We start from the raw sequence: 22,208 nt of genomic DNA, 5'->3' as shown, positions 1-22,208 counted from the left end.
AGGGCTCGCGGCATCCTCCCTTCTTTCCGGCGCTGCGCACGCGGGCGTCATTTCCGGCTTGCGCCCTATGCGGAATGTATCTAATTCTCAGGAATTTAATCCGAGAAACCAAGCTAAGCCCTTACAATATCAGGAAGTATATCTGGTATTTTCTATCGGCATGGCTGTTAATAATCGGCAGCACAACTCGGGCGCTGCGTTCGGTAAGCGCCTGTAAAACCTATCGCACACATTGCCCTTCGGGTAAGTCCGCCATGCGCTCGCGCGCTTTGCCGCTGTTCGGCCATTCCAACCCCTTGCGACGCTCGCGTCGATCAGCAGTTTCGCTATCGTAACGCCAATTCCGCCGGCCCTTCCGACTGCTGGTCCACACTGCAAATGCATCCGATAGCGGCAGCAGGGCGTCGCCCATCACGGGGCGTGACGTGCCCGATGGCCGCGGCCAGTTTGCGAAAGACCTCTGTGCGGAAGGAGCCGCCATATTGACGCCCGACCGGGCGAAATAATAGATGATTGCTATCATATAAAGTTGACACGAAGGCTTGGCTGTTCGAGTCCCGGCCACGCCGGCAAAAACAGATCAGGAGCACCATGCGTCGAATCGTTGTGACGGGCCTGGGGACGGTGTCTCCGCTGGGCTGTGGCACCGAACTTGTCTGGTCGCGGCTGCTGTCGGGGCGCTCCGGGCCTCATTAGCCCCCCACCCCCGCGCCATCAGTGGCCGACGGAGCGTCGGTTCATTTCCTCCAGCGGCTCGCGCAGGCCGTCGAACTGCGTGCCGAACCCTTTCCAGTCTCCGGCCTTCAATCGCTCCACCGCCTGGTTGTAGCGATCGAGCGCCTGCTGCGCCGGGCTCGCCGCGCCGCCCGCAGGGGACGCCGCTTCCGTTGCGCTTGAACCCTTTGGCCCCGCAGCGGGCTCTGCGAACAGCGCGGCCAAGGCCTCAGCGAGCGTCTCCTTCATCACGACGTGCTCGCCATAGGCCGCGATCACGCGTTTCAGCTCCGGCAGGTGGCCGAGCTCGGCGCGCATATAGAGCGGCGAGACATAAAGGATCGAATTCTCGATCGGGATCACCAACAGGTTCGCGCCGCGTATCACCCGCGAGCCCATCTGATTCCACAGCGTGAGCTGCTGCGAGATCTCGGTATTCTGATTGATCCGCGCCTCGATCTGGAACGGCCCGTAGACCAGTCTGTCCTTGGGGAATTCGTAGACGATCAGCTTGCCGTAGTCGGGCGCGTCGCAGCGCGCCGCGAGCCAGGCGATCATGTTGTCGCGACGGCTCGGCACCATCGGAACCATCAGGAAGAACTCGGCCTGCGGCTCGCCGGGCAGCCGCATGATGATGTAATAGGGGGTCATCACCGAGGTGCCGTCGCCGCCCGGCTGGCGCGGAAACTGCCAGAAGTCCTCGCGGTTGTAGAACGTTTCGGCCTGCTCCATATGGTAGGTCTGATACAGCCGCGCCTGAATCAGGAACAGATCCTCCGGATAGCGGATGTGCTTCTGCAAATCCGCCGGCATGGCCGTGAACGGCTTGAACAGGCCCGGAAAGATGCGCTGATAGGTCGCCGCAACGGGATCGCGCGAATCGATCAGATAAAAATCGACCGTCCCGTTATAGGCATCGACGACGACCTTCACCGAATTCCTGATGTAGTTGAGATCGAGCCCCGGCACCGGCTGCGCCGAAGGGAAATAGGCGCTCGTGGTGTAGGCATCCTGCATCCAGAACATCCGCCCGTTGCTGATGACGAGATAAGGATCATGGTCGAGCCTGAGGAACGGCGCGATCGTGCGCACCCGTTCGGTGATATTGCGCCGGATCATGATCCGGCTGTCGGCCGTGATGTAGCTCGAGAGAACCAGGTTCGCGTCGTTGAAGTAGTAGGCGAACAGCGTTCGCCACCCCAATGCGCCGATCGGCACGCCGCCGCTGCCGCCATAGGCCGCATAGACGTTGTCTTTGCCCTTCGGATAATCGAACTCCGGGACGCTCGCCTTGACGATGACGTAGTCGTCGCTCTCCTCGCCGAAATAGATGCGCGGTTCGGCGATCTCGGGACCGCCGTCGGCAACGGGCGGAATATCGCGCAGATAGAAGAACGGCAGTCCTTCCGTGCTCTTGCGGGTGACCGGGCTCATCACCGCGCCGTTGCCGTGCGTAAACAGCACGTGGCGGTTGACCCAGGTCTGGGCATTCGCCGGCAGCAGCGAGGCCCGCAGTTCGCGGGCCGAGAGCATCACGCTCTGATAGGCGCCGTCGAGCCAATATCGATCGACGTCGAGATCGTGGAACTTGTAGTAGGTGCGGATCTCCTGCAACTGCGCGTAGGTATCGGACAGCGGCAGCCAGTCCCAGAGCCGGATGTTGTCGATGGTCGCCCTGTTCGCTTCGAGCGTCCTGGAGGTCAGCCGCTGTTCGGCGGCAAACGGCCTGGCTGCGATCCGGTCGAGATTGTAGGCCTGCCTGGTGAGCGCGATGTTGCGTTCGATGTAGGGCTTCTCCAGCTGCAGCTCCGTCGGCTTGACGACGAAATGCCGGAACAGCGACGGGACGACGCTCGACAGCACGACCGAGCCGGTGCCGACCAGGATGAAGGCGGCGGCAAGAAGCCGCCAGGTGCGGACCCGCAGATTGGCCCATGCGACGAACGCCGCGACGATCGAAAGCCCGATCATCAGCCACAGCGCCGGCAGCCCCAGATGGACGTCGGTGTAGCTCGCCCCGACCACGACGCCATTGTCGCCGTAGAGCAGGAGATAGCGGTCGAGCCCATAGGACCAGGCCTTCACCGCGAACAGCAGGCCGGCCAGCGCAGAGCCATGCGCGATCGCCGTCGGCGAGATCGACCGGTTGTGAAGATCGTACTCGATGTCGCCGCGTGCCCAGTAGATCGCGCCGGCAAACAGCGCGCTGAGCACGATGGCGAGCAGCATCCAGTTCTTGATCGCGAGATAGGCGGGCAGCGCAAACAGATAGAAGCCAATGTCCTTGTTGTAGAGCGGATCCTCCGCGCCATAGGGCACCTGGTAGAGAAACTGCAGGAAGATGCTCCAGTTATTGGCTTCGCTCGCGGCAACCGGCACGGCGAGCAGACCCGCAGCGAGCGCGATGAACCACGGCCGGGTCAATCGCTCGCGCAGTATCGCGGACGGATCGGGCGCCGCTGCGACACCGGCGAGCTGCCACGGGAGGGCCGGCTTCGGTCGCGGCTGCGGCATGGCGAACCGCGTCGCCAGCACGCCGTTCAAGCCGAGGACGACGCTGGTCGCTGCCAGGACGGCGAAAACGACGATCGCCTTGGCGCCGATCGCGGTCAGAAAAACCTTGAGGTAGCCGATCGAGGAAAACCACAGCCAATCGACCAGGAAGTCGCTCGCGAGCGAGAGCAGGACCAGGCCAATCGCGATGACGACGGCCGCAACGATCAGCCTGACCACGCCACTCTGCCGTGGTGCCTTCCGGCCGGGTCCGGTAATCCCGATCGTCATGGCCCCATCATAGCGGAAATCAGCAACGTCCGCCGCTGGATTCGCGGGTCGCGCTTGCAACGTCTGGAAATAGCGAACATTTGGCGCGCCCTTGCGGGAAGCGAACCCCTGTTTCAGCCCCGTGAGGGCCGCGTCCTGGCCGCTGGACGAACGGGGTCGAGCGGGCAGTCAATACCTTGACGTCCGGCCGGCGGGGATCATAGATGATGGATATCATATAAATCAGACCCGACGCCCCCGGCAGTCTCGAATCCCGGCCACGCCGGGTCACCCGAAGGGCGCGACAGGAGCACCATGCGTCGCATTGTCGTAACCGGCCTCGGAACGGTGTCCCCGCTGGGCTGTGGCACCGAACTGGCCTGGTCGAGGCTCCTGGCGGGCCGTTCGGGGCTTGGCGCATTGCCTGATTGGGCGGCGGCGCTGCCGGGGCGGGTCGCGGGACAGGTGCCTGACAAGGCCACCGACGCCGAGGGCGGGTTCGATCCGGATTGCGCGGCGCCGCGCAAGGACCAGAAGAAGATGGACCGGTTCATCCTGTTCGCGCTGCTGGCCGCAAGCGAGGCCGTGGCGCAGGCCGGCTGGATGCCGGCGGAGGCGCAGGCGCAGGCGCGCACCGCGACCGTGATCGCATCCGGGATCGGCGGGTTTCCGGCGATCGCGGACGCCGTGCGCACCGCGGAGACGAGCGGGCTGCGCCGGCTGTCGCCGTTCACCGTTCCCTCGTTCCTCGCCAATCTCGCGGCCGGGCACGTCTCCATCCGGCACAGTTACAAGGGGCCGATCGGCGCGCCGGTGACCGCGTGCGCGGCGAGCGTGCAGGCGATCGGCGACGGCGCGCGGCTGATCCGGTCGGGCGAGGCTGATATCGCGATCTGCGGCGGCGCGGAGGCCTGCATCGAGCCGGTGGCGCTTGGCGGCTTCGCGGCGGCGCGGGCGCTGTCGACGTCGTTCAACGAGGCGCCGGCGCGGGCGTCGCGGCCGTTCGACCGCGACCGCGACGGCTTCGTGATGGGCGAAGGCGCCGGCGTGCTCGTGATCGAGGAGCTGGAGCATGCGCTGCGGCGCGGCGTGCAACCGATCGCCGAGCTCATCGGCTACGGCACCACGGCGGACGCCTATCACATCACTGCGGGTCCCGAAGACGGCGACGGCGCGCGGCGCGCGATGGAGGCGGCGCTGCGGCAGGCCGGGCTGCCGCCTAACGAGATCCAGCATCTCAACGCGCATTCGACCTCGACGCCGGTCGGCGATCTCAGCGAACTCGAAGCCATCAAGCGCGTGTTCGGGCGCGAGGGACGGATTGCCGTCAGCGCGACCAAGTCGGCGACCGGGCATCTGCTGGGCGCTGCCGGCGGCGTCGAGGCGATCTTCACGATCCTTTCGCTGCGCGACCAGATCGCGCCGCCGACGCTCAACCTGGAGCATGCCGATCCGGCCGCCGAGGGCATCGACCTGGTCGCCAATGTCGCGCGGCCGATGGCCATCGAGCACGCGATCTCGAACGGTTTCGGATTCGGCGGCGTCAACGCCAGCCTGGTGTTTCGACGCTGGTCGTGAGGCGGCGGGCCGCTCCCTAACCGCGACAGCTCAAGCGGACTCGCGCGCTTGGGCTGCTCACCCGGCTCACCGCTTCGCCACGCTCGCATCGATCAGGAGCTTGGCCACCGCGAGCGCCGACTGCGCCGGCCCGTCTTCCGACTGCTGGCCGGTGCTGTAGATGCCTTCGATCAGCAGCAACAGCGCATCGCCGAGCACGGCGGGCTGGCGCGCACCCATCAGGGCTGCGAGCTCGCGCAGGCGCTTGCGAAACAGCTTCTTGTGCGCCCCGGCGACCTGCCGCGCCGGATTGTCGCGCGACGGATATTCCACTGTGGCGTTGGAAAGCCCGCAGCCGCGATAGCCTTCGGCCACGGCGTTACTGGATAGTATGCGGATATAGGCCAGCACGTGCTCGCGCGCATCGGAATAGGACTTTCCGCCGGGCTTCTCGAATTTCTCCCAGAAGTTCGCCTCGTAGTCGCGCATGTAGGCGGCGGCCAGATCGTCCTTGGAGGCGAAGCTGCGATAGAGGCTCGGCTTGGTGACGCCGGCGCGCTCGACCACCTCGTCGACGCCGACGGCGCGGATGCCCTCGCGATAGAACAGCTCGCTCGCGGAGGCGCGAATCCGGTCGGCGGCCCGGGCCGGGCGGTCTGCGGATGGGTCGACGGTCTTGGTCATGACGGTTCTCCGGATCCCGCCGCGCGGCGGGGCTTGACAATGTTACTGACCGGTACGTATACACGCCGCATCGCAACACGTACCGGTCGGTAACATGCCAGATCCGTCCATTCAAGCCGTCCCCGCCTCGAGACGGCCGTTCGGCCAGAACTACGCCTTCGTCGTCGTCGCCGTGATCTTCCTTTCGCTGCTCGCCTCGGCCGGCCTGCGCGCGACGCCGGGCGTCTTGATGCTGCCGCTGCAGCAGGCGTTCGGCTGGGACGTCGGCGTGATCTCCTCATCGGCCGCGGTCGGCATCTTCCTCTACGGCCTCGCCGGCCCGTTCGCCGCGGCGGTGATGCAGCGCTTCGGCATCCGCCGCACCGTGCTGGGCGCGCTGGGGCTGATGTCCGTCTCGACCGGCGCCAGCTATTTCATGACGGCGCCGTGGCAATTGTTCCTGAGCTGGGGACTGCTGTCCGGCATCGGCTCGGGCGCGGTCGCCAACGTGCTCGGCGCCACCATCGTCAACCGCTGGTTCACCACCAATCGCGGCCTCGTGATGGGGCTTTTGACGGCGTCGACCGCGACCGGCACGCTGATCTTCATGCCGGGCCTCGCGGCGCTGGTGGCATGGGGCGGCTGGAAGCCGGTGGTGCTGACGGTGGCCGCCTGCTGCGCGGCGCTCGTTCCGCTGGTGTATTTTCTGGTGCCGGAGCGGCCCGCTTCGGTCGGCCTGCGCTCCTATGGCAGCCGGCACGACGATCATGTCGCGCCACCCGCGCAGGGCAATCCGTTCGTCGCCGCGGTCTCGAACCTCGTGCGCGCGGCGAAGACGCGGGCGTTCTGGTTCCTGTTCGCCACCTTCTTCATCTGCGGCTTCACCACCAACGGCCTGGTCGGCACCCATCTGATCGCGTTCTGCGGCGATCATGGCATCGTCGAGGTGCAGGCGGCGAGCCTGCTCGCCCTGATGGGGTTCTTCGACCTGTTCGGCACCACGCTGTCGGGCTGGCTCACCGACCGGTTCGATCCGCGCAAGCTGCTGTTCCTGTATTACGGGCTGCGCGGCCTGTCGCTGATCTATTTGCCCTACTCGGATTTCTCGCTGGTGAGCCTGTCGGTGTTCGCGGTGTTCTACGGTCTCGACTGGATCGCGACCGTGCCGCCGACCGTGCGCATCGCCAACGAGGCGTTCGGCGACAAGAACGCGCCGCTGGTGTTCGGCTGGGTGGTGGCGGGCCATCAGCTCGGCGCCGCCTGCGCCGCGTTCTTCGCCGGCTTCATGCGCTCGGCCCAGGGCGAGTATCTGCAGGCCTTCATGATCGCGGGCCTCACCGGCATCGTCGCGGCCGTGCTGTCGCTGACGATCACGCGGCGGCCGGCGCAACCGGTGCTCGCCGCGGCGTGAGCATGCGCTGATTGAGAAGCAGCCCGGCCTTCCGGCGGACGCGCAGGTCGCCCATCACGAGCGGGTGTCCGACGTCCGCCGGTTGCTTTCGAGGCAAGGAAGATATCCAGCGGCAGGCCGGCCAAGGACCACGCGTTTCGGCCCGCCTATTCCTCGAATTGTTCCTGGAAGCCGTTGCGCAATCGAGGGCGATCTGCCAGTTTTCAACCTTTCATGGACGGGCGATCCACATCGCGGGAGCAGGATCCGACATGTCTGGCAGCGTGAGGGCCAAGACCTGACGCTCAAGACCTGATGCTATTGACTCGCTTGTTGCAACTGCTTTTGAAAAACGGATCGGACCTGGAGCGTTTGAAGAAGCCGGATGTCCGAAACAGGTGAAGCTCAAAAATCCAATTCGAGCGCCTTGCAGCTCGCCTTCGGGCAGGCCGTCGCGCTGCATCAGCGGGGGCAGCTGGCGGCAGCGGAGAAGATCTATGAAGATATTCTCCGTCGGCAGCCAAGCAACTTCGATGCGCTGCATCTGTTGGGCCTGGTTTCCGCGCAGACCGGCCGCAACGAGCGCGGCGTCGACCTGATCCGGCGCGCGATCCGGCTCAACGGCAACGTCGCGGACGCGCACAACAACCTCGGCAACACGCTGCGCGCGTTGCGTCGCTTCGACGAAGCGCTCGCGAGCTTCGAGCAAGCGACCGCGCTCAGGCAAGACCTTGCGCCGGCGCTCTACAATCGCGGACTTACGCTCGCAGATCTTGGCCGTCACGCGGAGGCGCTAGAAAGCTACGATCGCGTGATCGCGCTGGTGCCTGGCCATGCAGACGCCCATCGGAACAGGGGCGCCGCGCTGCGAAAGCTGCAGCGGCTCGCGGAGGCCCTGGCGAGCCTGGACCGGGCGCTCGCGCTCGCGCCCAACGATGCCGGTGTGCACAACGATCGTGGCAACGTGCTCAATGACCTCGAGAGGTTCGATGATGCGCTCGCGAGCTACGACCGGGCACCGGGAATTGCCGGCGCGTGTTACAACCGCGGCAACGTGCTGACCAGGCTGGATCGTCTGGAAGAGGCGATTGCAAGCTACGACCAAGCGATCGCTTTGCGGCCCGGCTATGCCGAGGCCTACAACAACCGCGGCACGGCGCTGTTGAGGCTCAGGGATCATGAGGCGGCGCTCGCCAGCATCGACAAGGCGATCCAGCACAAGTGCGACGATGCGGCGGCCTACGCCAACCGCGGCAAGGTTCTATCCATGCTGGCGCGCTATGATGAGGCCTTCGCGGCCTTTGACAAGGCCGTCGCGCTCAAACCGGACGAGGCCGACATCGAAGGCTATCGTCTGCACGTCAAATCTCACCTTTGCGACTGGGCCGACTTTGACGCCGAGTGCGGCCAATTGATCGGGTCGATCAGGAATCGGAACGCGACGACACCGCCATTCATGTTTTGTAACATTCCTTCATCGGCCGCCGACCAACTGCTCTGCGCCACGCGATGGACTGCGAAGAATCATCCGCCGTCTGAAAACCAGCGCTGGCGGGGCGAGCGCTACGATCACGATCGAATTCGGATCGGCTATTTCTCGTCGGATTTCTGCAACCACGCGACATCGGCTTTGATGGCGGGGATGTTCGAATGCCACGACCGGTCGAAATTCGAGACGGTGGCAATCTCATGGTCGCCCAACGACCCTACGGAGATGCGCCGACGGCTGGAGGCCTCGTTCGATCGATTTGTCGAGGTCCGGGACATCAAGGACGATGAGCTCGCCGACCTGATCAGGCGATTGGAGATCGACATCCTGGTCGATTTGAAAGGCTTCACCGGGGGATCCCGCACCCGAGTCCTTGGCCGACGGCCTGCGCCGATCCAGGTCAATTATCTGGGTTACCCGGGAACACTCGGTGCCCCGTTCATCGACTACATCATCGCTGATCGTACCGTGATCCCGGATCACCATCGCGAATTCTACAGCGAAAAGGTGGTGGCCCTGCCGGGCAGCTATCAGGCCAACGACGACAAGCGCGTCATTGCCGATCGCGTGTTTACGCGCAGCGAGGTCGGGCTGGCACCGGCGGGCTTCGTGTTCTGTTGCTTCAACAACAACCACAAGATCACGCCTGACATGTTCGATCGGTGGATGAGGATCCTCGGCCGCGTCGAGGGCAGCATGTTGTGGCTGCTCGAAGGCAACGCCTACGCTGCCGCAAATCTGCGCAAGGAGGCGGTCGCGCGCGGCGTCGGAGCGGAGCGCCTTGTGTTCGCACCGCGCATGTCGTTGCCCGACCATCTCGCACGCCATCGCCTCGCCGGCCTGTTCCTCGACAGCACTCCCTACAACGCCCACACGACCACCAGCGATGCGCTATGGGCCGGCCTGCCGGTGCTGACCATTCTCGGCGACACCTTTGCCAGTCGGGTCGCAGCAAGCTTGCTCCATGCGATCGGCTTGCCCGAGCTTATTGCGGAATCGCCGGAGGCTTACGAGCGCATGGCGGTCGATCTTGCGACCGATCCCTCGAGGCTCGCGGCGCTCAAAACCAGGTTGGCGGCCAATCGGCTGACGGCGCCGTTGTTCGATACCAAACGTTTCACCCGACATATCGAGGCCGCTTACACCGCGATGCATGAGCGTCACCGTGCGGGCATGGCGCCTGACCATATCGTCGTCCCGGCGTGATCGTTGCTGCGTCCTGCCCCGCTCGGATTATCTCGCTGGTCGGCCCGTCGGCGTTCGCGATATTCTATGGTCTCGACTGGATCGCGACCGTGCCGCCGACCGTGTGCAGCTGATATCGGTCAAGTTCCTCGCGCCCGAACAAGCATTTGATCGACCGACATCTCGACTACGGCTGCATCTGACGGCGGCGATCCGCAATCAGCTGCTTTGCTTCGTCGATCGTGATCTCCCCGGCTCCCAGCACCTGATAACCGCTGTCGGGATTTTGGCTGCGCCGCTCGCGATCGTCCTGCTTCTGATCGCGATCCGGATTCGGCGTCGAAGACCCCTCTCCCCCGCCGTAGCCGAGAACCTCGACGATCACGATCGACGGCTGGCCACTGCCCTGCTGCTGCTGCGGCGCCGCCTGTTGGGTCGCGGCCGCCGTGTTTGATGCCGTGGTCAGCGCGCCGACCGGCGGGCCCTGCACCGTCGGGATCCCGCTCGACGTGCCCTGAACCTGAATGTTCGCGGCATTGACGATTTGCAGCGCCGCGAGGTTGACGTTGCCGGAGACGCGAATGCCGGCTTCTCCCGCGTCGATGGTGCCGAGCGGCGCGATCAAATCGACATTGCCGGGCCGCACTTCCGGGATCGGGTTGAGCGTTGCGTTGCCGGCCCCGGTCGTGGGAACGCTGGGCGACAATATCACCCGTCCATAATTGTCATAGACGCGCTTCGGCGGCGTGTAGACCTGCGTCGTCTTGGAGCCGCGGCCGGCGTTGATGTCGCCCTCCGCCGACCAGGCGACGATGTCGCCGCCGAAGGTGGTCATGATGCGCGACAAGCCGAGCAACAGGCTGCCTTTCGAATAGGCCTCGATATCACCCTTGCCCTGGGTGATCGGGCCCGCCGAGGACGGCGGCACGACGCCGATCGCGGCCTTGGCGTCCGACAAGCTCACCACGCGCTTCTCGCCTCGCCAGCGCGACAGCGCGGCATGGAAGGCCATCTGGATCAGGTAGCTTTTCGGGCTGCGCAGTTCGCCCGACGGGGCCGCACGATCGAGCCGCAGCCATGTGTCGTGCAGCACGTCGTTGGCAAGCTCGGCCGATCCCAGCCGCCGGGTCAGTCTGGCACGCAGGTCATCGTAACCGAGGACGAAGAACCGCCGCAGCAGATCGCGATTGGAATGGCTCATGCGCGGCCGTCACCTCGGCCCGGCGGCAGCACGGCCACACCGGAGCGGCTCGCCGGGTGCCTGCGCGAGGATCGCGATCGTGACCGGCTGCGGCATATCCGCCGGCGGCGCGGTGAGCGACAATCCGTGCAGCGCGCCGGCAACCTTGACACTCACCGGCGCGCTCGTCGAGATATCGAACAACTGGGCACGCTCGACCAGGCCGGACGCCGCAATCCAGAGCTTGAGCAACTGATCGACGTCGCGGGGCCGGGTCTCGGCGTGGCCACACAGGGCACGTGACACCTCCTTCTGAAGCGTCGCGAAATAGGATTGATCGATCCCGCCGGCGACGCGGATCGATGCCGACGAGACAAGCGTGAAGCTGCGGGTCCCGGTGCTGCGCGCAGTCAGCCCGCTGCCCGCAAGAAGTTCGCGCAAGGCGGCTTTCGGCTCCAGCACGCCATGAATGGAGCGAGAGCGCTGCCCGGCCACGAGTGCGCCATCGTAAAACACCTCCAGCCCCGTAGCGGCGCTGTAGGCATCGAGCGCGCTCGCCAACGGCTGGGCTGCGATCTCGAAACGAACCTGTTCGTCTTGCCCGGCGTCGGCACCATCGGCAAGACAGAACAGGCTCAGTCCGAAAAACACAGTTTGCCACAACAGCACGCCGGTTCGCGGCAGATGAAGAGCCGCAAACATGGACGGAAATCCGACTTCATACAAACGTCACGCGCCGGTCACCTTAGCGAGCGTTCAATACAGTCCGTTGACAGATTTGGACACAACTGACCACGCCGTCGGGTGGCGTCTCCGAATCTACGTCGGATGCGCCAGCGATGTCCGCGGCCGCTATGGCCACGGGCTATCCTCGATCCACAAATTGCCGCGAAGATTGGCGCTCGATCGCCGACGGCTTGATCAGACGAGGGAAAGTCCCGTCGAAGAACCGCGCCGACAGATCAGCCGATGACCTTGAACAAGAAAAGAACCGAGACGACAGTGGTGCTCGCGAGGACTGACAAGCCGATCCGAAGCAGGCGCTTCTCGTCTCTCTCGCCGACCCGCCTGCCGCGGACAGCTTCGAATGCGATGAGGAGGAGGCGACCTCCGTCCAATGGCAAGATGGGGAGGAGATTGGACAAGCCGATGGAGGCAGAGAACGCCCCAATCAGCACCTCCAGTCTCATATCGAGCCAGGCAAAAGCAGACCCGCCACTCTCAAGGTTGATCGCGCCGCGGCCAGCACCAAATTGACGAACGGTCCTGCCGCGTAGATCAATGCTCGCTGCGCCAACGATGCTGTCGAGAACGAGCGCCGGTTGGCAGCATCGGAAAGCACGCAGCTGCTCCGGCAGCCAATATCACGCAATCCAGATACACGTGATCACGTCAAGCCCGCCGCCACCAGGAGGCCGTTGGTACGAAGCGATGATTGGCTCTGTTTTCAGCAGTTACAGCTGCACGTCATTTCTGGCACCGTGAGCTTCGACGGTTAGAACCGTGCCTTCCCTTCGAATCTCTTGCCCGACACTCCCATTTTCAGTTCTCGACATTTATCCTTCGTTAATGAAGCCGCCTTGATTTGCAGCCGCTGATTTTGGCGGTCCAATGTTCACTCAACGCAAGTAAGCATTGCTTAAGAGGGTATCCCAATATTGCAAGCCTGCCGAACCGATCGGCGGACGAGAAGGCTGTGCTTGCTCCGGTCCACTGTGTTGCAAGTGCGAGAAGCGCCTCTGCCGCAGCGACTGGTCGCAATTGGGACAAGGATCATGCTCCGCCGCTTTATCCTACGTTTCGCCAGAGACTGCGCTGCCAACGTCGCCGTGATCTTTGCGCTCGCGATGTTTCCGACCATCTTTCTGCTCGGCATGGCGCTGGATTACACGCATGAGCAGCACATGAAGGTCAACCTCGACGCCGCAACTGATGCGGCCGCGGTTGCCGCGGTCACCTCGGCGATGATGCAGCAGAGCCCGCAGGTCGCCCAAGCGACCGCAAAGAACGTTTTCAACATCACCGCAAATACCCTGGTGAACAACGGCAACCTGGCCGGAAACCCAACTCTCACGGTCGCGGTCAATTGCAGCAAGCCGGATCCCACAACGGGCTACTGCACCTACGCCCCCTGCCCCGGCGCGGACGTGGTCTATACTGACGCTGTCAACTCAAACAATCAGGTCGTTCGCAACGTCCAGGTCTGTTACAGCGCAGCGTCAAGCAATGCCTTCCCGGCCATCCTTCAGAAGGCGAGCTGGCCGTTCGCGGGCCAGTCGGGCACGCGCAACCAGAGCGCACCCAACATCAATTTCTATCTCTTGCTGGACGACTCGCCCTCGATGGCCATCGGCGCGACCACGAGCGACATCAACACGTTGATCGCCAACACGCAAAAGCAGGTCGATTCAACCGGCACCAAGGGGTGCGGTTTCGCATGCCACCAAACCAATCCTTCCGCGGACAATCTGGGAAATCCGGGCGGCGCCAATCAAGACAATTACGCTCTCGCCCGCAGCCTCAACCTCACGCTACGCATCGATCTGGTCACGCAGGCAGTCCAATCACTGATGAATACCGCCTATCAGATATCGAACATCAATAGAAATACTTACGGGGTCGCGATCTACTCGTTCGACTATCAGTTGAACAGCAGTTCGCCGATCTTCGCGCCTTCCGGAAAGCCTGGAGTGGTGCGAACTCCCGTGACGCCCGCCTCGACGACGAGCTACACGGTGGCGACTATCCAGAACGCAGCCGCCAGTATTCAAGTGCTGCCCGTGTACAAGAACAACTGGCTGACATCGTCGAACAACAACAGCGACGCCGACACCAGCATCGCGGGTGCGTTGAGCGGCCTCAACCAGATCATGCCGAATCCGGGGAATGGCACCAACCTCGCTAACGATACGCCACAGGAAGTGGTGTTTCTCGTGACCGATGGCGTCGAGGACGTGAACATTTCGACCGACGCTTACACGAGTTCCTGCAACAAGACTCTCACCGGCAAGCGCTGCCAGCAGCCGCTGGACCCCACGATCTGCACCACCATCAAGAACCGGAATATCCGGATCGCGGTGCTCTACACCCAATATGACGACGCAGCGCTCCACAACAGCAACGCCTGGTACGATACATGGGTCCATCCCTACAACGGGACGTCCAGCCAGGTCGAAGCAAACCTGCAATCCTGCGCCTCGCCGGGCTTGTACACCGAAGTCCAGACCGGAGGCGACATCACGGGCGCACTCCAGGCGCTGTTCCTCAAGGTCGCGTCCGATCCCCGTCTGACTCAGTAGCGAAGGCAGTCATGACCGATACGCACGCCGCGCCCACCACCAAACATCGCCGCTGGCGAACGTTCGCCGCCGACCGAAAGGGCGCAACCGCGGTTGAGTTCGCGCTGGTCGGGGCGCCGTTCATCGCCTTGCTGGTCGCGCTCATCCAGACCTTCGTGGTGTTCTTTGCCCAGCAGGCCCTGGAAACGGTGGTGATCCAATCGAGCCGGACGATTTTGACGGGGCAGGCGCAGGCCCAGAACCTGACCCAGAGCCAGTTTGCCCAGAGGGTCTGCTCAAACGTCGTGATCTTGTTCAACTGCAGTAAATTGATGATCGACGTCCAGGTGGCCGGCGCATGGACTTCGGCGAACGCGGGCGCGCCATCGCTGACCTTCGACAGCAACGGAAACGTGACGAACACCTGGCAGTTCAACCCGGGCAATCCCGGTGACATCGTAGTCGTGCGGGTGATGTATCAGTGGCCGGTTGTCCTTGGTCCACTCGGCTTCAATCTGGCAAACCTCTCGAACGGCAACCGCCTCATAATGGCGTCCATGGCTTTCAAGAACGAGGCCTTTATCAACTCATGAGCCCGAGCGTTCATCGCGTCCGGAAGTTATGGGTCGACGTTCGCGCCGTGGCCGCGGTGGAATTCGCCATCGTGCTGCCGTTCATGCTGCTGCTCTTTGTGGGCGGGATCGAACTTGGGAACGCGCTCGCGATCAGTGTCAAGGTCAGCCAGACCGCCCACACGGTTGCGGACCTGGTATCACGAAACGCATGCGTCACCGACTCAGCGCTGAGCACCATGCTTGGCGCGTCCACGGTGACGATCGCTCCCTATTCCGCCGGAAGCGCGACGGTTACGGTGTCGGAAGTATCCACGGACGCTAATGGCAAACCAACCGTGACCTGGAGCAAGGCGCTCAACGGAAGCCCGCGGCCAGTAGGTCAGCAGATAACTTTGCCGTCGGCCCTCGGCACTCCCTCGCCCGCCAACATATCGTTGATACTCGGCGAGGTGACGTTTCAATACACGCCCAACCTCGGCTATACGTTCAGCGGGACGATCCCGATCGCCGAGAGCTACTACCTGTTTCCGCGCGTTTCCTCCGTCGTGCAGTATCCGTGCAGCTGAGGCATCGCGAGCCGAGGCGCGCCGATTTCGCCAACCTGCATTTTCTGGCGGTTTTGTTCTGAGTGGCGCTCCCTAGAGCATGATCCGGAAAAGTGTGAAGCGGTTTTCCGAAAAGATCATGCTCAAACAAGAAGCTAAAGCGCGATGACGATTCAACCCAATCTCATCGCGCTTTAGGGAAGTGAGGAAAGCCAAGAACGACGGGCGTAACTTGAAAAGTTTGGGAATTTGTCCCGGCATTTTGGGCCACGCACGCCGAACTCCATGATTTTCGGCGGCTTTAGCCGGTACACTGCCTGGACAGGCACACAGTGGATTAGGCCCCTCGCGCCCGCGCGAGAGTCTCCGACGGCGTCTCGCCATAGGCTCGGCCATAACATCTGGCGAAGTCGCTCAGATGCCAAAAGCCGTTGGCATGTGCCGCGGCGGTCACGGTAAGAAGCGGGCTTCCTTTGACGAGGAGCTTGCGCACCGACCACATCCGCTTCGACCGAATGTGTTGGTGCAGGCTAACGCCGTGGACGTGCTGCACCGCGGTCTGGAGCGTTCGAACGGAAGTGCCGAGCGTCTGTGCGAGAGCGCTGCTGTAGAGGTCGGCATCTCCGATCGTCGCCAGCAGTTCATCCAGGCGTTCGACAAGTTTCCGATGCCGGTCGAACGAGCCGGGAAGTGCCCGCTTGACACTGTCCTCGACCAGGGCGCTGTCCAGCCCGGCGACCAGCGTTTCCCGGAGCTTTCCGCTCAGCAGTTCGAATTCCCTGAGATCCCTGCAGCTGGAGGCCAGGCAGAACATGTCAAGAATTGCCGATCGTATCGCCAGCATCTTCAACGGCGCCAGCCGGTACAATTCGATTCCATCGTCGAAGTCGGCCCAGCCGCGATTGCTCATGTCGGAACCGAAGCGCAGCATGAGATAGGTGTTTGCATGCCGTTCAACGACGTCGACGGGCGCCCGGCCGCGGATGACGCCGATCGTGGAATCCTCGACCGGATTCCCGTTCATCGTCGCGTGGAAAGCCAAGGGAATGACGATCCCAATCCCGCGATTGGCGCCGAGATCTCCCTCCATTCGCCGCGCGAAGGACCGCTGCAGCACGAGAAGACAGTCCGGAAGTGCCAGAATGCTTCGCGAAACCGAGATGGGCGACGAGTCCAGCGGTGTGCTTCTCATTCCACCGATAACATCGTTGGGGCGGAATTCGTCGAAGCTGTTGAAGCGCTCGATGCGCAACACCGGCGACGGATCGAGCCAGCGGACGGGCATCGCGACCTCTTACGAGTTTGAATCGGCGAGCAGCGCCTCGCCTGCCTGCGTCATCTTTTTCATCAGGTCGACGGTCGCCTGAAATCCGTCTTCGCCAAACTGCGCAGCCAGCTTCGCCTGTATTGCCCGCCAGCGAGGCAGCACGCGGGACAGGATCTTCCTGCCTTGGGCGGATATCGAGATATCTCGCACCCGACGGTCCACGCCAAATGCGACCTTAACCAGCCCACGACGCTCAAGCACCGCAATATTGCGAGCAAGCGCACTCGGGTCCATTGCCATCCTCACTGCAAGAGCTCCCATGGTCAGGGTCCTTTGCCGCGCGCAGGCGGCGAGCAGCATAAATTGTGTCGGCTCCACGCCGACGGGTGCAAAGGCCTCGGCGTACAGCCGAGTAATCACCCGACTTGCCTTTCGAACATTGAATGCGGCGCAGCAGCTTCCCACGATGGCCAGTTCTTCGGGCGTCAGCGCATCGTGTTTCATGGCGAATCCTCGTTATCCGCATATACCTGTAATTTATATGCATATACCGTCTTCAACCAATTAAGCACGAAAATCCCATGCTTTGCCGAATTCCGATAAGCACGTTGATCGGACAATTAAGACACCGCCCTCAATATCCTTGGCAAGAGAATCGACACGGACCGCCAAGCCAAGGGAGAAGTCCAAAGTGCCGAACATCGCGAGCTCTCATGCACGCAGGCGCCGTAAATCTACGGTACTTGACGCATACGCAGGGTCCCGGTCGATCGACTTGTCCGGGCTCCGGGATGCCCGGCGGCGGAAAGTCCGGGAAGCACTGCAGGAGGCCGTGTTCGCCCTTCAGATCACTCACGCACAAACGTGCACTGCGATCGAACGAATCGAAAATCCGGAAAGCCGTGGTCAACTGCAGGCTCAGTCGGCCCGGATCGGGTCGCTGATCGACCTTGCCTGGTCCAGGCTTGGCGACATCTAGGCGCTGCCCCTTACCCAACGCGCAATCTGGATGCGACCGCGATTGCCGGTCATTGCGCGGGCCCGACCCCCTCGGGAACGCCGATGAGGCAGCCCGGCAGGAAGCTTTCCTGCCGGGCTGCGCCGCATAGCGATCCGATGGCTCGAATCCGATAGCGCGTTCGGCGTACTGGAGCGCACCAAGGATCGTGTTTGGCCGCTCCGACGACGCGTCCGCAATCCAGTCGAGCCCATGCCCATTCGAACCTGAGCGAGGTGCCATCTGGGACACAACGCTCTGAGCAAGACCACCACGCGGCTAGTTACCCTGGCACGAACATCATGCCGGCAGCGAACCCCATCACGAGGGTCGCGACCCACCCGAGGGCCAGGATCGGCCGGCCAGAGGTATATGGGCCCATGACGGACGACCTCGAGGCGAGGAGAAGGATCACGACCATCAGCGGGACGGCGACGACGCCGTTGATTACGGCACTCCAGAACAGCGCCTTCATGGGGCTGATCGGCGAGTACTGGATCAGCAATCCCGTCACGACGCTGAGCGTGATGACGCCATAGAACCCGCGCGCGTCCAGCGGCGTCCTCTCGAGGCCTTCGTTCCAGCCCATCGCTTCAGCGAACGCATAGGCTGCTGAGCCTGCGAGAACCGGCACGCCGATCAGACCGACGCCGACGATACCGATCGCGAACAGCTCAAAGGCGAAATCCCCTGCGAGCGGCCGCAACGCACCAGCCGCCTGGGCGGCCGTCTCGATGTCGGTGATTCCCGCGACATGTAGCGTGACCGCGGTCGCCAGGATGATGAAGTAGGCCGTAATGTCAGAGTAAAACATCCCGCTCCAGGTATCCCACTCAATCCGTCGCAACTCCGTCGATGCATTGTTCGGATCCTGCAGGAGAGACATGCCGCCTTGTGCGAGCATGTCCTCGACCTCTTCTGAGGCCTGCCAGAAGAAGAGATACGGGCTGATGGTTGTCCCGAATACGCCGACAACGACGGCGGCGGTACCTGAATCCAAGCGCAATTGTGGCCACAGCGTGCGCACGGCCACCTCGCCCCAGGGAACGTGGACGGTAAACAGCACGGCAGCATACGCCAGCAGCGAAAGGGTCAACCACTTCAGGAAGAAGACGTAGCGATGATACGGCACGAATATCTGAAGCAGGAGTGTCGTGACGGCAAACATGATTGCCATCGCGTGACGATCCATTCCCGTAACGAGCTCGCCGACCTCCCCCATGGCCGCGACATCGGCTCCGATATTGAGCGTGTTCGCGATCAGCAGGAGCAACACCACACCCTTCAGGACGACAGGCGGGAACGCAGCCCTGATATTCGCTGCCAAGCCACGACCGGTCACCCGTCCGATCCGGCCGCACATCGATTGGATGGCGGCCATGAGCGGGAACGCCAGCGGCATCGTCCACAGCATGTTCAAGCCAAACTGAGCGCCCGCCTGAGAGTAGGTGGCGATGCCGCTGGGATCGTCGTCGGCCACGCCCGTGATCAGCCCAGGCCCCAGTCGCGCCAGCGGATGGCTCTTCAATCTTGCCCAGCGAGTTCGAAACGTCTTTCCACGCGCGGTGGCCTGCTCATCCGCCAGTTCGACCATGCAAGCTCCTGCCGCTGCTGCCTCCGGACGACGGTCTCACGCTTTCCGCCGTGCCTGACGTTTGCCGATTGCCGCCCTGCACGGACAAGACTCCTGGCTGGCGAGCGTTTCGAGAATATCGCGCCCTCCCGGCTACTGGATTGAGGTGGGTCAACGGCGCCCCAGCCGTCGCACACCTGGATTGAGCCATGTCAATCACGCGAACTGCGACACGTGCGACAAGGACTAACATCGACCGGAGGCGACGTTGCATGCGCCACACACTCACATCATGGCTTCGCCGGCTCACCCTGTTCGAATGGCGAGACATCGCGTCGGCGCCATTTGGTTGCGTGATCGAACTTGCAAGAATTGATGGTGAACGCCAGCAGCTCAGCCGCCCCTGCATCCGCCACACCGAGGGATGGCTGGACGCCACCACGATGCAACCAGTTGCCGTGTCGGCGACGCACTGGCGCCATTGGCGGCCTGACGTGCTGCCGATGTGCTGCTGCTGACGATGGCCCGGTTTGGCGCCGTCAACCGGCTGGTCTCTGTCCTGCTTCTCCGCTCGCGGATGCCGCAATCGCGTCGAACGGACTGGACATTGGTGCTGGCGCTCGTCTCAACGGCAATGACCATCGCCGCGGCGGCTTCATTGGTATATTTTCATTATTTGGTCCCGCCCTGACCGCCGGTGGGCTCATCATCGACGATGGCGCGCCACGCTGCGCCGTCGAGATCGTCGTACTGGCCGCTTTTGAGGGACCAAAGGAAGCCGAGCAGGCCGGCAAAGCCAAGCGCGAGAGCCAACGGCACCAGAATGACCAGGACTTCCATCAGGCTGCCTCCCTCGTTCGTGCCCGTAGCGCGTTCAGCATCACGATCACCGACGAACCCGACATGGCTGCCGCGGCGATCAGCGGCGTCACCAGGCCGGCGATCGCGATCGGCACCGCCAGCACATTGTAGACGACGGCAAGCCAGAGGTTCTGCCGCATTAGCCGCAGCGCCTTGCGCGACACCTTGACCGCTGACAGCACCGGCGCAAGACGCTCGCCGAGAAAGACCGCATCGGCGACTGCCTGGCTCATGTGCGTGGCCGTAACGGGTGACATCGATGCATGCGCCGCGGCGAGAGCCGGCGCGTCGTTCAAGCCATCGCCGACCATCAGTACCTTGCAGCCCCGGCACGCCAGCTCCTCGATCCGTTCGATCTTGTCGACCGGGGACACCTCGGCGCGCCATTCATGCACGCCGAGCACCTCGGCCGCCAGCCGAACCGCAGGTTCGCGATCTCCGGACACGATCTCGACGGCGATGCCCATGCGCGCCAGCCCTGCTACCACCTCGGCTGCGTCCGGCCGCAGCCGTTGCCGGACCGCGAAGGCATATCGGCTCTCGCCATGGCTGAATGCGACGACGGACGCCTCCGGATCGCGGCACAGAATCTCGTTGGCGAGGTCGTCCGCGCCACAGAATGACGCTCGGCCCAGCCGGATCGGACGCCCTTCGTGAAAACCATGGACACCCTGGCCCGGCTCCTCCTGGATATTCGACAGTGGTGCGGCGACGCCCGCCTTGCGTGCGACCGCGGCAGCGACCGGATGACGGCTCGAGAGTGCCAGTCGGCCCGCGAGCTTCACGACATCGTCCGGGATATCAGCGAGGTTGGCGACATCGAGCTCGGGCAGCGTCAAGGTGCCCGTCTTGTCGAAGATCACCCGATCGATTTCGGCGATCCGTTCGATCGCATCGCCGGCGTTGAGCAGCACGCCCGAACTAAACAGCGTCCCGGATGCAACGGTCTGCACGGCCGGAATGGCTAGCCCCAGCGCGCAGGGACAGGTGATGATCAGGACCGCAATCGCCGTCACGATCGAATCATGAAAACTCGCGCCATAGGCCAGCCAGCCCAGCATCGTCAGGAGCGCGGTGGCGTGCACGACCGGGGCATAGAGCCTCGATGCACGCTCCGCCAGACGAAGATAGCGCGAGCGCGCCTGCAGCGCTCGATCGAGAAGCCGGGATATTTCGTCGAGCAGAGTGCCGCCCGAGGCCGCCGTTGCGCGAACGCGCAGCGTGCCGGAACGGATCAGCGTGCCGGCGAATACAGCGCTGCCGGGCGTCGCCATCGCCGGCAAGGTTTCGCCCGTGATCAGGCTCTGATCGACCTCCGAGCGGCCCTCGATCACATTGCCGTCGACCGCGCAGCGCTCGCCCGGCCGCAGCAGCACGATGTCGCCGGGCCGGATTGCGGCTGCCGGGACCGTCTTGATCTCGGTCGGGCTGATGAACTTCGTCGCCGTCTCGGCCTTCAACGCAGCGAGGTTTCCGGCAAAGGCGCGGGTCCGCCGCCGCATGTTCTGGTCGAGGTAGCGGCCGGCGAGCAGGAACGCGATCAGCATGATCGCGGCATCGAAATAGGCATGTTCGGCGTGGTTGATGGTCTCGATCACCGAAGTCGCCAGCGCGAGCACGATGCCGATGCTGATCGGCACGTCCATGTTGACGCCGCGTGCCCGCAGCGCCGACAGCGCCGACGAGAAGAAGGGCTGCGCCGAATAGGCGGCGGCCGGCAGCACGATCAGCGCCGACAGCCAGTGGAAGAAGTCGCGTTGTTCCGGCAGCATGTCGGAGACGTTGCCGGACCATACCGGGACCGACAGCATCATCACGTTCATCGCGGCAAAGGCCGCGACGCCCAGCCGGCGCAGCAGGCCTTGCGCCCGCTGCGCTTCCAGCGCCTCGGCATCGTCCCGCTCGAACGGATAGGCCTTATAGCCGAGCTCCGCGAGCCGGCTCACGAACAGCGCCGGTTCAAGAGCACCCGCCTTCCATTCCAGCGCAAGGCGACTGTCCGTCAGGTTTACGCGGGCTGAGGTGACGTCAGGTATGGCCGACAGATTGCGCTCGATCTTGGCCATGCAACCCGCGCAATTGATGCCCTCGACTGCGAGATCGAGATGGACGAGCCCGGTGCCCGCGCTCTTCAGATAGTGGGAGAAATCGATATCCGCCTGCATGGGATG

The 22,208-nt window shown here is 63.5% G+C and carries 17 protein-coding genes and 1 pseudogene; 8 read left to right on the top strand and 10 right to left on the bottom strand.

Features of this window, described 5'->3' with window-relative positions; genetic code table 11:
* Positions 1–591: 591 nt before the first annotated feature.
* Positions 592–687: pseudogene (locus AKN83_RS41720) on the top strand (beta-ketoacyl synthase N-terminal-like domain-containing protein); the annotation flags it as partial.
* A 27-nt stretch (positions 688–714) separates the two neighbouring features.
* On the opposite strand, the gene AKN83_RS12485 reads toward AKN83_RS41720, so the two are convergent.
* Positions 715–3,498, bottom strand: coding sequence for a UPF0182 family membrane protein (locus tag AKN83_RS12485; protein WP_050402608.1), 2,784 nt, complete (start codon positions 3,496–3,498; stop codon positions 715–717).
* A gap of 294 nt (positions 3,499–3,792) precedes the next feature.
* Between AKN83_RS12485 and fabF the strand changes: the two genes are divergently transcribed.
* Positions 3,793–5,055, top strand: a complete 1,263-nt coding sequence (gene fabF / locus AKN83_RS12480; RefSeq protein WP_050402609.1) for a beta-ketoacyl-ACP synthase II — start codon at positions 3,793–3,795, stop codon at positions 5,053–5,055.
* A gap of 66 nt (positions 5,056–5,121) precedes the next feature.
* On the opposite strand, the gene AKN83_RS12475 is transcribed toward fabF, so the two are convergent.
* Positions 5,122–5,718: a TetR/AcrR family transcriptional regulator gene (locus tag AKN83_RS12475; protein ID WP_050402610.1), complete on the bottom strand. Its 597-nt coding sequence runs from the start codon at positions 5,716–5,718 to the stop codon at positions 5,122–5,124.
* Positions 5,719–5,812: 94 nt separating this feature from the next.
* On the opposite strand from AKN83_RS12475, the gene AKN83_RS12470 reads away from it, so the two are divergent.
* Both AKN83_RS12470 and AKN83_RS12465 read left to right on the top strand, forming a co-directional pair.
* The gene (locus AKN83_RS12470; protein ID WP_050402611.1) at positions 5,813–7,108 is read left to right on the top strand and encodes an MFS transporter; all 1,296 of its coding nucleotides are present in this window, start codon (positions 5,813–5,815) and stop codon (positions 7,106–7,108) included.
* A 364-nt stretch (positions 7,109–7,472) separates the two neighbouring features.
* Complete coding sequence (locus AKN83_RS12465) at positions 7,473–9,782, top strand: tetratricopeptide repeat protein (RefSeq protein ID WP_063695310.1); 2,310 nt, start codon at positions 7,473–7,475, stop codon at positions 9,780–9,782.
* Positions 9,783–9,948: 166 nt separating this feature from the next.
* Here the strand turns inward: AKN83_RS12465 and AKN83_RS12460 are convergent, their stop codons facing one another.
* From AKN83_RS12460 to AKN83_RS12450, 3 genes are all read right to left on the bottom strand, one after another.
* Complete coding sequence (locus AKN83_RS12460; protein ID WP_050402613.1) at positions 9,949–10,962, bottom strand: filamentous hemagglutinin family protein; 1,014 nt, start codon at positions 10,960–10,962, stop codon at positions 9,949–9,951.
* A 9-nt stretch (positions 10,963–10,971) separates the two neighbouring features.
* Positions 10,972–11,667, bottom strand: coding sequence for an STN domain-containing protein (locus AKN83_RS12455; protein ID WP_157113336.1), 696 nt, complete (start codon positions 11,665–11,667; stop codon positions 10,972–10,974).
* Positions 11,668–11,903: 236 nt separating this feature from the next.
* The gene (locus AKN83_RS12450; RefSeq protein ID WP_050402615.1) at positions 11,904–12,131 is read right to left on the bottom strand and encodes a site-2 protease family protein; all 228 of its coding nucleotides are present in this window, start codon (positions 12,129–12,131) and stop codon (positions 11,904–11,906) included.
* A gap of 585 nt (positions 12,132–12,716) precedes the next feature.
* Between AKN83_RS12450 and AKN83_RS12445 the strand changes: the two genes are divergently transcribed.
* The 3 genes from AKN83_RS12445 to AKN83_RS12435 are packed head-to-tail and all read left to right on the top strand — an operon-like array spanning position 12,717 to position 15,360.
* Complete coding sequence (locus AKN83_RS12445; protein ID WP_050402616.1) at positions 12,717–14,240, top strand: TadE/TadG family type IV pilus assembly protein; 1,524 nt, start codon at positions 12,717–12,719, stop codon at positions 14,238–14,240.
* Positions 14,241–14,251: 11 nt separating this feature from the next.
* Complete coding sequence (locus AKN83_RS12440) at positions 14,252–14,812, top strand: TadE/TadG family type IV pilus assembly protein (protein ID WP_050402617.1); 561 nt, start codon at positions 14,252–14,254, stop codon at positions 14,810–14,812.
* On the top strand, positions 14,809–15,360 hold the full coding sequence (locus tag AKN83_RS12435) for a TadE/TadG family type IV pilus assembly protein (protein ID WP_050402618.1): 552 nt from the start codon (positions 14,809–14,811) through the stop codon (positions 15,358–15,360). Before AKN83_RS12440 ends, AKN83_RS12435 begins: the two co-directional genes overlap by 4 nt.
* 316 nt (positions 15,361–15,676) lie before the next feature.
* Here AKN83_RS12435 and AKN83_RS12430 read toward each other — a convergent pair whose 3' ends face one another.
* The 3 genes from AKN83_RS12430 to AKN83_RS12415 form a co-directional block, all read right to left on the bottom strand.
* Complete coding sequence (locus AKN83_RS12430) at positions 15,677–16,624, bottom strand: AraC family transcriptional regulator (RefSeq protein ID WP_050402619.1); 948 nt, start codon at positions 16,622–16,624, stop codon at positions 15,677–15,679.
* A gap of 9 nt (positions 16,625–16,633) precedes the next feature.
* Positions 16,634–17,110: a MarR family winged helix-turn-helix transcriptional regulator gene (locus AKN83_RS12425; RefSeq protein WP_050402620.1), complete on the bottom strand. Its 477-nt coding sequence runs from the start codon at positions 17,108–17,110 to the stop codon at positions 16,634–16,636.
* Between the two features lie 776 nt (positions 17,111–17,886).
* Entirely contained in the window at positions 17,887–19,197 is a 1,311-nt protein-coding gene (locus AKN83_RS12415; protein ID WP_050402622.1) for an NRAMP family divalent metal transporter, read from the bottom strand.
* 251 nt (positions 19,198–19,448) lie between these two features.
* Here AKN83_RS12415 and AKN83_RS38220 point away from each other — a divergent pair, with 251 nt between their 5' ends.
* The gene (locus AKN83_RS38220) at positions 19,449–19,694 is read left to right on the top strand and encodes a hypothetical protein (protein WP_083992017.1); all 246 of its coding nucleotides are present in this window, start codon (positions 19,449–19,451) and stop codon (positions 19,692–19,694) included.
* Positions 19,695–19,848: 154 nt separating this feature from the next.
* Here the strand turns inward: AKN83_RS38220 and ccoS are convergent, their stop codons facing one another.
* Together ccoS and AKN83_RS12405 are read right to left on the bottom strand one after the other, a co-directional pair.
* Positions 19,849–20,016 carry a cbb3-type cytochrome oxidase assembly protein CcoS gene (ccoS, locus tag AKN83_RS12410; RefSeq protein WP_050402623.1) on the bottom strand — a complete coding sequence of 56 codons (168 nt, stop codon included), beginning with the start codon at positions 20,014–20,016 and terminating at the stop codon, positions 19,849–19,851.
* Positions 20,016–22,202 carry a heavy metal translocating P-type ATPase gene (locus tag AKN83_RS12405; RefSeq protein WP_063695309.1) on the bottom strand — a complete coding sequence of 729 codons (2,187 nt, stop codon included), beginning with the start codon at positions 22,200–22,202 and terminating at the stop codon, positions 20,016–20,018. Before AKN83_RS12405 ends, ccoS begins: the two co-directional genes overlap by 1 nt.
* Between the last annotated feature and the right edge of the window lie 6 nt (positions 22,203–22,208).

The sequence above is a fragment of the Bradyrhizobium embrapense genome (assembly GCF_001189235.2).
In the GTDB taxonomy this organism is placed as follows: domain Bacteria; phylum Pseudomonadota; class Alphaproteobacteria; order Rhizobiales; family Xanthobacteraceae; genus Bradyrhizobium; species Bradyrhizobium embrapense.
The sequence above is the reverse complement of the archived record's forward strand: the minus strand, read 5'-3'. Positions and strand labels throughout refer to the sequence as shown.

Excerpts from the sequence above, each read along its gene's own strand:
- AKN83_RS12485 (WP_050402608.1), bottom strand. The coding sequence starts at position 3,498 with ATGACGATCGGGATTACCGGACCCGGCCGGAAGGCACCACGGCAGAGT.
- fabF (WP_050402609.1), top strand. The coding sequence starts at position 3,793 with ATGCGTCGCATTGTCGTAACCGGCCTCGGAACGGTGTCCCCGCTGGGC.
- AKN83_RS12475 (WP_050402610.1), bottom strand. The coding sequence starts at position 5,718 with ATGACCAAGACCGTCGACCCATCCGCAGACCGCCCGGCCCGGGCCGCC.
- AKN83_RS12470 (WP_050402611.1), top strand. The coding sequence starts at position 5,813 with ATGCCAGATCCGTCCATTCAAGCCGTCCCCGCCTCGAGACGGCCGTTC.
- AKN83_RS12465 (WP_063695310.1), top strand. The coding sequence starts at position 7,473 with ATGTCCGAAACAGGTGAAGCTCAAAAATCCAATTCGAGCGCCTTGCAG.
- AKN83_RS12460 (WP_050402613.1), bottom strand. The coding sequence starts at position 10,962 with ATGAGCCATTCCAATCGCGATCTGCTGCGGCGGTTCTTCGTCCTCGGT.
- AKN83_RS12450 (WP_050402615.1), bottom strand. The coding sequence starts at position 12,131 with ATGAGACTGGAGGTGCTGATTGGGGCGTTCTCTGCCTCCATCGGCTTG.
- AKN83_RS12445 (WP_050402616.1), top strand. The coding sequence starts at position 12,717 with ATGCTCCGCCGCTTTATCCTACGTTTCGCCAGAGACTGCGCTGCCAAC.
- AKN83_RS12440 (WP_050402617.1), top strand. The coding sequence starts at position 14,252 with ATGACCGATACGCACGCCGCGCCCACCACCAAACATCGCCGCTGGCGA.
- AKN83_RS12435 (WP_050402618.1), top strand. The coding sequence starts at position 14,809 with ATGAGCCCGAGCGTTCATCGCGTCCGGAAGTTATGGGTCGACGTTCGC.
- AKN83_RS12430 (WP_050402619.1), bottom strand. The coding sequence starts at position 16,624 with ATGCCCGTCCGCTGGCTCGATCCGTCGCCGGTGTTGCGCATCGAGCGC.
- AKN83_RS12425 (WP_050402620.1), bottom strand. The coding sequence starts at position 17,110 with ATGAAACACGATGCGCTGACGCCCGAAGAACTGGCCATCGTGGGAAGC.
- AKN83_RS12415 (WP_050402622.1), bottom strand. The coding sequence starts at position 19,197 with ATGGTCGAACTGGCGGATGAGCAGGCCACCGCGCGTGGAAAGACGTTT.
- AKN83_RS38220 (WP_083992017.1), top strand. The coding sequence starts at position 19,449 with ATGCGCCACACACTCACATCATGGCTTCGCCGGCTCACCCTGTTCGAA.
- ccoS (WP_050402623.1), bottom strand. The coding sequence starts at position 20,016 with ATGGAAGTCCTGGTCATTCTGGTGCCGTTGGCTCTCGCGCTTGGCTTT.
- AKN83_RS12405 (WP_063695309.1), bottom strand. The coding sequence starts at position 22,202 with ATGCAGGCGGATATCGATTTCTCCCACTATCTGAAGAGCGCGGGCACC.